Source organism: Vibrio crassostreae, from assembly GCF_041439375.1.
Lineage (GTDB): Bacteria > Pseudomonadota > Gammaproteobacteria > Enterobacterales > Vibrionaceae > Vibrio > Vibrio crassostreae_D.
Genome location: NZ_JBGONY010000007.1, coordinates 130,076 through 138,627, shown reverse-complemented (window position 1 = coordinate 138,627; position 8,552 = coordinate 130,076). Strand labels below are relative to the sequence as shown.

Below are 8,552 nucleotides of genomic sequence, written 5' to 3'. Positions count from 1 at the left end.
ATCTTGGCGCATTGCGACGCCGTTTAGAAGGGTGGGTCCATTTCATTATTCCCTAATAACCCGCAGTGGACGGTTTGATTCTATATAGAATAGCGAACATCACTGGTACTACTATTAGCGTTAGTACTGTAGCAAAGCCTAAGCCTGCCATGATGGTAATCGCCATCGAGCCGAAAAATGCATCGAATACCAAGGGAATCATACCCAAGATAGTCGTCAATGCTGCCATAGATACCGGTCGTACACGACTAATCGCACTGTCGACAACCGCTAAGTATGGGTCTTTACCTGTTGAGAGTTCAGTGTTGATCTGGTCAAGCAGTACGATACCGTTTTTCAAGATCATGCCGCTTAAGCTCAGTAGACCTAGGAATGCCGTGAAGCTGAATGGCATATTAGTCCCTAGCAGACCAATCGAAACACCAATGATAGAAAGTGGTACCGTAAACCAAATCACAAGTGGCTTACGAAGCGAATTAAATAGAAGCATAGTGATGATAAACATCAGCAAGTAACCCATTGGTAATGAACCAAATAGAGATTCTTGTGCGTCTTTTGAGCTTTCGTATTCACCACCCCAACTGATGCTGTAGCCTTCTGGCAGTTCTAATGCTTCTACCTTTGGTTTAACACGAGCAAATAAGCTAGCCGGCGTTTCTTCACCAAGTACGTCGTGGTCAGCCAGTACTGTTAGTGTACGCTTTCTATCGCGACGTTGAATCAGTGGTTCGGACCATTGAAGCTCGACACCATCAATCACTTGCTCAACTGGAATGTAAGTTTGTAGCGATGGGCTCCAAATCTTCACATTGTTCAGTGATTCAAAGTCAAAACGCTCTTCTTCTGGTAAACGCGCAACGATAGGTAACATATGAGTACCATCACGCAGTAAACCGATGTTGTAACCGCCGAATGCCATTTGTAACGTCTCAGACAGATCAGTTTTTGAAATGCCAAGGCGACGAGCCTTTGATTCGTTAAACAGTGGCACTAGCTCTTTAGTGCGTTCACGCCAATCGTGACGAACATTTCGTGAGCCTGGATCGGCAAGTAATACGTCTTCGACTTCAACTGCAATGCTACGTAATACTTGAGGATCAGCACCGATAATACGCGCTTCAATCTTTGAAGCTGGTGACGGGCCGAATTCAATCAGTTTGAACTGGAACGTTGGTTGCTCAAATTCGTTCGCTAAGTTTTTGTCTAACTCCGCTAGAATCTTAAACATGGTGTCACGGTCAGTGGTTCTTACCTGTAACTGGCTGTACGCTTCGTAGCTTTTTTCTGGTTGGTATGTCAGCGCGAAACGTTGCATGCCCTGCCCAACCGTTGTGGTTACAAACTCTACGTCGTCTTGTTGACGAATGTAGCTCTCAACCTTTTCAGTTTGCTCGATCGTTTCACGTACATCCGTACCTTCTGGCATCCACATGTCTACGTAGAACATCGGCGTATTTGATGGTGGGAAGAACTGCTGCTTCACCTTACCAAAACCAACCACAGACACCGCTAGCAAAGCGATCATGCTGACGACAGTTAACCATCTAAAACGCAATGCAAATTTCAGAGATGCACCGAATATAACGAACAGAATACCTTTGTATGGGTCTTCGTTCTGATCGACTTTGTCTTCTTTAAGCAACATTTCAGCAAGGAATGGCGTTAGTGTTAGCGCCGTTACCCAACTCAAGAATAACGAGAAACACAGTACCCAGAACAATGAACCCATGAACTCGCCCGTTGCATCTTTCGATAATCCGATAGGTGCAAAAGCGGTAATAGCAATAATGGTCGCGCCCAATAGTGGCCATTGCGTTTGTGTCACGATGTCTTTTGCCGCTTGAAGCTTGGTCTTACCTTTCTTCAAGCCAACTAGAATACCTTCAACGACAACAATCGCGTTGTCCACCAGCATACCGAGCGCGATGATCAAAGCACCCAGTGAGATACGGTGCAGTTCGACATCGTTGTAGTCCATCAATATGAAGGTACCAAATACTGTCAATAGCAGAACCAAACCGATAATCAAACCACTGCGTAAGCCCATTGCGAACAACAGTACAATGATAACGATCGCTACCGCTTCAACTAGGCTGATTAAGAAGTCAGCCACTGATTTGTCTACTTCTTGCGCTTGGTTGTAGAAGTAGTTCAGCTTTACACCGGCAGGTTTAATGCTTTCTAATCGGTCTAGCTCCACATCTAGCGCGTTACCAATCTCAACGACGTTTACGCCTGAAGAGAACGCAATGCCTAGGTTGATCGCGGGTTTACCGTTGTAAGTTAATACGTTACCCGGTTTTTCTTGGATACCGCGAGTAACCTCAGCGACGCCTTTCAAGCGAATCAGGTTGCCCGTATCACGACCATGAATGATCAAATTTTCAAGCTCTTCAACTGTGCTCAGCGTGCCGTTAGGCTTGATCGTTAAGCTTTGGCCATTCAACATCACCTCGCCTGCCGATACAACACTGTTTTGTTGTGCTAGCAGTGACGTTACTGTCGACATATCTAGGTTCAGCGCCGCTAAACGCTCAAGTGACATCTCAACAAACAATTGCTCTTGTTGGTCACCTGCGATGCTTACTTTGCCGACACCATCGACCAGTTCGATTTCACGCGTTAGATAATCTGCGTACTGCTTTAACTCGACATAATCGTAGCCATCACCAGTCAGCATGATCATCACACCAAATACGTCACCAAAGTCATCAATGATCTGAACGGAATTGACACCACTTGGTAGCGTTGGCTGTAGATCGTTGATCTTACGACGCATTTCATCCCAGATTTGTGGTAGCTCGTCTGGACCGTAATCCATCTTCATGCTGACCATAATTTGAGACATGCCATTTGATGAGGTCGAAGTGATCTTGTCGATATAAGGAAGCTGTCTTATCTCTTTTTCAAGCGGATAAGTTAGCTCTTCTTCAACTTCCATAGACGTAGCGCCAGGGTAAGTTGAAATAATCATTGCATCTTTAATGGTAAAAGCTGGGTCTTCTAAACGGGATAGATTACCAAAAGACGTCACACCGCCAATGGCCAAAATGACTAGAAACAGCCAGCTGATTACTTTGTTCTTTATTGAATATTCTGCGATGTTCATTCTGCTTTTCCTGACAATTGCATTCCGTCACGGAGTTTTCTTAGATTCGAATTTACGAGTAACTCACCTTGTTCGACGCCATGCGCGATAAGTGCGCCTTGGCCACTGATCTTGTCGACTTCCACTTCACTTTTGAATGCTTGGCCGTCTTCCATCTTCCACACGTAAAATTGGTTCGCTTCAGCGCCTGCTTGTAGCGTCGTCATCGGCAACTGGTAACCTTGAACATCACTCAAGCCCGCTTTTGCCATATCGACATTTACCGTAACGCTGGTACCCGGCAGAATTTCACTTCTAGGTTGTTGCATCTGCATCCAAAACTCGTAGGTGCGAGATTGCGGGTGCAGTTCACTAGTGTGCTCTAGATACGTTAGAGGGTATTTTCTAGAGTGGCCGCCAAAGGTTGCGTCAGGTCGATAGCTATTCGAACGCATATCTGGGCTGATAGACGCTAAGATCGAATCTGATACTTGAATTCGCACATACACCTTGTCGTTCTGGTACACGCTGAGTAACGTTTCACCCGGTGTTGTGTTTTCGAAACGTTGCTTATCGACTGTTGAAACCGTGCCAGCAAATGGCGCTAAAAGCTCTGTGTAACTCAGCTTACGTTCTGCCGCAGCCAAATTAGCCGATGCCAGTTTGTAGTTAGCGGTCAACTGATCGTGTTCTGATTGCGACAACATCTTGCTGTCAAACATCTCAGAACCACGCGCCAGTTGCTTACTCGCTAATTTGAATTGAGATTTAGCGTCTGTAAGATCTTGCAGGTATGTCGCGTTGTCTAAGGTCGCCAGTAGCTGGCCTTTTTCTACGTTGTCACCAGCCTCAACCAATACTTGTTGAATCTCACCAGCAAGCTTAAATGCCAATGGTGTGAGTTCTGCAGGCATCACCTGTCCATTAAAGCTTCTGAATTGGTCAGTCAGTGGCGCACCCACTTCAAAGGTTGAAACCAAAAGTGAAGGTTGCTCACGGTGGTCGTTTTCATTGTTACAGGCTTGAAGCAATAACGCAGATACAACCACAACTGATAATTTGGAAAGGTTCATTAAATACCGCCCTCACGTAACCAAGCTTTTACTTGTTGCCCATCAGATAACACATCGACACCCGCTTCTACGATTAAGTCGCCAGAAGACAGGCCTTCAATAACCTTGCCTTGACCATCAAGGGTGACTTGTACTTTAGAAATCAATTGAGACTCTGGGTTGTAGCGCCACAATTCACCGTGGTCTGCTTCTTTGCTTAGCCAAGCTGAATCAACAATGCCAATACCGGAGTCCGACTTATTTTTCTGAACTTCAACTTGTGCCGTCATGCCAGAAAGCAGATTAATACCTTCAGGTTTTTCGATAGACACAGCCGCTTGGTAGCTGTTGGTGTCTTCGTCTGGTTGGGTTGAGATCTCTTTAAAACGCGTTGGGATACGAATGCCGCGGTGGCTATCCATCACAACCCACATGTTTGAGTTGGTTAGGTCTTGAATAGAACGGTCTTCAAGCTTTGATACAGGAATAGAGAAAGTCACATCCATCTCGCTGTGATTCAAAATGTTAAGTACTGGCTGCTTTTCAGCGATTAACTGATATTGCTTACCAAACACCATCGATACCACGCCATCGAATGGAGCAACTAATGTGGTGTAACCAAGGTTTGTTTGTGCTTGGTCCAACTCAACTTCAGCGGCAGTAAAGGTGTTTACGGCTTGGTCGTAGTAATCCGTGCTTACAAGCTTCTTCGAGTACAACTCTGACGCTTGCTTGTATTGGCTGTTCGCCAGATCAAATTTGGCTTGGGCTGCATCAACCGAAATACGGTAGTCCGTTGCATCTAGCACAGCGAGTACTTGACCTTTCTTCACCTCTTGTCCCATACGAACAGAGAATGTTTCAATATCTCCACCCACTTGGAATGAAAGTGCGGCACGGTCGGTCGCATCCACTTTTGCGATAAAGCTATCGAGCTCGATATCCGTCTGCTGAGGGATCTCAAACAGCTTGACTGGCTTAACAACTTGAACCGTTTCTTCTGACTGAACCTTATTACATCCGGTCAAAGAGCTTGCGAGTAATAGTGCAGCAAACGCCAGTCCTATCTGCTTACCCACCTTGGCTTGAATAGACAACTTGGATTGCATGATGCTTCTCCATCTAATTATTATGATTTATTACACAGATGGGCAGTATATTTAATATTTAATAATTCTCAAGCTTTACTTTCCACCTGTGCAGTATTTTTTATTTCAGTAAAAACAGTGTAGAATGTGGTAATCAGGTAAATGTGTGAAATGAAGATGACAGAAAAGAAACAAGGTAGAAGAAGCGCAAAAGACGCTGAAGAGACTCGATTTTTGATCATGAGTGTTGCTGCGGAAATGTTCTGTGAGCATGGTTATGATAGCGTTTCACTGCGAAACATCAGTGAAAAAGCCGGCGTCTCGCATAGCCTTATTCGCCATCACTTTGGTAGCAAAGAAAAGATCTGGCACTCCATAAGCGATTGTTTACACGAATATTTTCAGTCTTACATTGCTAAAATTATGGAAGAGTTACCCAAAGGTGTTGCGCCGAGTATTACTATTTATCTATTTAGCATGCGCCTCTTTAGCAACATGATTCATTCACGTAAGCCAATGCAACTTATCACTGACTCTGTGCGCCAAAAAGACAACTTGGTCGATTACTTTATCGACAATGTTGGTGATGTCGAAAAAGAAATCAATATGTTGGCAGAAGAATATAATGATGCGAACCCAGATAACTTGATCAACATTTATGAAATTAAATGGCAAATGATTATGTATGCACACGGAGCGGTATGCCTAACCCCTTTCATGGAAAGCACATGGAATGAAGGTGACATGCAATCGACACCGGAAGAAGCGTTGTTAAAACATTGGCAACTGTTCAACAAGCAAATGATCAATACGTTCAATATCAGTGATGAATGGGTATTGAATCCAAGTTCGATTGAAGAGCTAGTTTATGAAGTACCTTGCGTGTGGAAATGCGAACACGAGCAAAGTAAACACTAAAGACGCTGCTTCAAATTCAATGCTTAATACGAAAATGCCCCATTACTGAATGACAGTAATGGGGCATTTTTATATTGGATTAGATTGATGCCTTCACGTCAATAAAGCGATAAGCATCAACCACCAAAAGAATTAGCGACGTGCTTTCGCTTTACCACGGTTTTGATGAATCTTAAGCTTTGCTTTCATCTTACGTTTTTCCGATGAACGACTCTTGCTACGGCCACTGCGATCAGGTGCAAGGTCTTTTTCAAGGCTTGGTTCAAAGCCATCTAACCACTCTTGAGGCAAGCGTGTATCCAGTAGTCGCTCAATGTCACCCAATAGGTAGGCTTCGTCTTGGCTCATCAATGAAATTGCCAAACCGCTGTTACCGGCACGACCTGTACGACCAATACGGTGAACGTAGTCTTCTGCTTTAAATGGCATATCGTAGTTCACAACTTGTTCTAGTTGCTGAATATCGATACCACGCGCTGCTACATCCGTTGCAATCAACGCTCGCACTTTGCCCGATTTGAAATCATCCAATGCTTTTTGGCGCGCACCTTGGCTCTTATCGCCATTGATTGATGCCGCTTTAATGCCGTCTAGTTTAAGCTCTTTTACTAGCGCATCGGTACCCTGCTTAGTTTTAGTGAATACCAGCACTTGTTGCCAGTTCTTTGAACCGATCAAGTAAGCCAGAAGTTCACTCTTACGCGATTTATCAACCGGATAAACCATCTGTGTTACGGTTTCAGCGGTGCTGTTTTTTGGCGTAACTTGAATTTCACTTGGCTTCTGCATCATACGATGTGCAATCGCTTTGATTTTGTTATCAAACGTTGCAGAGAAGAACAGCGTTTGACGCACTTCATTCATACGAGAAAGGATACGTTTGATGTCAGGCATGAACCCCATATCCAACATACGGTCTGCTTCGTCTAGCACCAGTACTTCCGTATGGCTCAACATGATGTTCCTAGTGAACATGTGATCGATAAGACGACCAGGTGTCGCAACAAGAATATCTGCACCCCCGCGTAGGTTGTCCGTTTGAACCTTCATGCTAACGCCGCCGTACGCTACAACCACTTTAATGTCAGTGCCCTTCGCGTAGCTAGTGAGGTTGTCAAACACCTGCTGTGCGAGTTCACGTGTTGGTACTAACACAAGCGCGCGAACGAGCTTAGGGTTCGGAATAACGTTGTCTTTTGTTTCGATTAATCTTTGGATAATCGGTAAACCAAACGCAGCCGTTTTACCCGTACCCGTTTGAGCACCAGCCAGTACGTCTTTGCCTTCTAATACCAATGGAATAGCTTGTTCTTGAACACTGGTTGGAGCCGTAAAGTTAAGCTCTGATAGAGTAGCAAGAAGGTGCTCAGACAATCCTAGTTGGTTAAAAGATTTAGTAGATTCAGACATAGTATGATGCTCAAAGATTAAATAGGCGCGGATTGTAGCAAACCTGCATTACGCTGTTTACCTTTCCTTTTGATTTTTCTTCATTTGAAGCGCATTAAACTGCTTTGCTTCTTCTAAAACGTTGGGATAAAGCTCAACAAAGTGACACTGCAACGTATTATAGTGACGCTCGAGGTCATCGTAACATACTTCGAGCATACCGAGCTTGGGCCTTCTCAGTGCCATTCTTTGCAATACCACCTCTATAGATGACATGTCTTGATAGCTTTCCAACCAACGTTGTTCTGCCATTTTTTGATGCATCGCAATGAAATTCTCAGGCCAGTGCAGCTCTTGATGTTCAAAGATCTGTTGATGGCTATCTAAACAAAAACGCTCTAATGTCTGCTGCGAGAACTGAGCCCAATGATTGGCTAAGCAGTGATCCCAAAATACATCGAGTGCGATAGGCGCAAAGCGTCGTGTTTGGTCTGAGAACAGCGATTTAGCAGAACGAGATACATCATGACGATCAGTATAGCTATCAACAAATCGATGAAGCCTAATGCCGTCAGAAAGTGAATCCGAATACTGTTTATTGGGGTCGCCTTTAACAAAATCACCCAACAGGTTACCTGCTAAGTTGCTGTTACAGTGCTTGGCGATGTGAAGGTGTGCGAGAAAGTTCATTGAACCTCATTAAAGTATCGAGAACTAAGTAACATGGTAAACGTACTCGTTTATCTTCGCGAACTTTAATGAGGATAGTTTTGTTATGACGTGTGAGCGAATGAGATTTGCTCAGTTTAAGAATTGTTTAATTTGAGAACGTTGAACTACAGAAACCTTTAGTTCAGGTAACGCCTAGTTTGAAGACTTAAAAAGTTCTTCTGCTAATTGTTTAACCGTCTGTTCATAGTCAGATAAATCGATGCCAATTTCCATAGCATCTAACAACTCAAGACTTTCGTCATTAAAAGATTGGTCACTCATAGTGCCCCCTCTATTCCTTGATGC

7 protein-coding genes are annotated in these 8,552 nt (G+C 44.1%); 1 reads left to right on the top strand and 6 read right to left on the bottom strand.

The annotated features are described in order from the left end of the window. Positions 1-52: 52 nt before the first annotated feature. Genes ACED45_RS05445 through ACED45_RS05435 form a run of 3 tightly spaced genes read right to left on the bottom strand, consistent with a single transcriptional unit; the run spans position 53 to position 5,249 of the window. A complete protein-coding gene (locus tag ACED45_RS05445) occupies positions 53-3,109 on the bottom strand; it encodes an efflux RND transporter permease subunit (RefSeq protein WP_371713468.1) in 3,057 nt (1,018 codons plus the stop codon). Beyond that, positions 3,106-4,161 carry an efflux RND transporter periplasmic adaptor subunit gene (locus ACED45_RS05440; protein WP_371713467.1) on the bottom strand — a complete coding sequence of 352 codons (1,056 nt, stop codon included), beginning with the start codon at positions 4,159-4,161 and terminating at the stop codon, positions 3,106-3,108. Before ACED45_RS05440 ends, ACED45_RS05445 begins: the two co-directional genes overlap by 4 nt. Further along, on the bottom strand, positions 4,161-5,249 hold the full coding sequence (locus tag ACED45_RS05435; protein WP_371713466.1) for an efflux RND transporter periplasmic adaptor subunit: 1,089 nt from the start codon (positions 5,247-5,249) through the stop codon (positions 4,161-4,163). The genes ACED45_RS05440 and ACED45_RS05435 overlap by 1 nt, the downstream gene beginning before the upstream one ends. 150 nt (positions 5,250-5,399) lie before the next feature. Here ACED45_RS05435 and ACED45_RS05430 point away from each other — a divergent pair, with 150 nt between their 5' ends. After that, complete coding sequence (locus ACED45_RS05430) at positions 5,400-6,146, top strand: TetR/AcrR family transcriptional regulator (protein WP_146491614.1); 747 nt, start codon at positions 5,400-5,402, stop codon at positions 6,144-6,146. Between the two features lie 132 nt (positions 6,147-6,278). Here the strand turns inward: ACED45_RS05430 and ACED45_RS05425 are convergent, their stop codons facing one another. The 3 genes from ACED45_RS05425 to ACED45_RS05415 all read right to left on the bottom strand — a co-directional run bounded on the left by ACED45_RS05425 (position 6,279) and on the right by ACED45_RS05415 (position 8,528). Continuing rightward, on the bottom strand, positions 6,279-7,556 hold the full coding sequence (locus ACED45_RS05425; RefSeq protein WP_371713465.1) for a DEAD/DEAH box helicase: 1,278 nt from the start codon (positions 7,554-7,556) through the stop codon (positions 6,279-6,281). Positions 7,557-7,613: 57 nt separating this feature from the next. Further along, on the bottom strand, positions 7,614-8,225 hold the full coding sequence (locus ACED45_RS05420; protein ID WP_371713464.1) for an acyl carrier protein phosphodiesterase: 612 nt from the start codon (positions 8,223-8,225) through the stop codon (positions 7,614-7,616). 174 nt (positions 8,226-8,399) lie between these two features. Then, positions 8,400-8,528, bottom strand: coding sequence for a hypothetical protein (locus ACED45_RS05415; protein ID WP_269460863.1), 129 nt, complete (start codon positions 8,526-8,528; stop codon positions 8,400-8,402). Positions 8,529-8,552 lie beyond the last annotated feature (24 nt).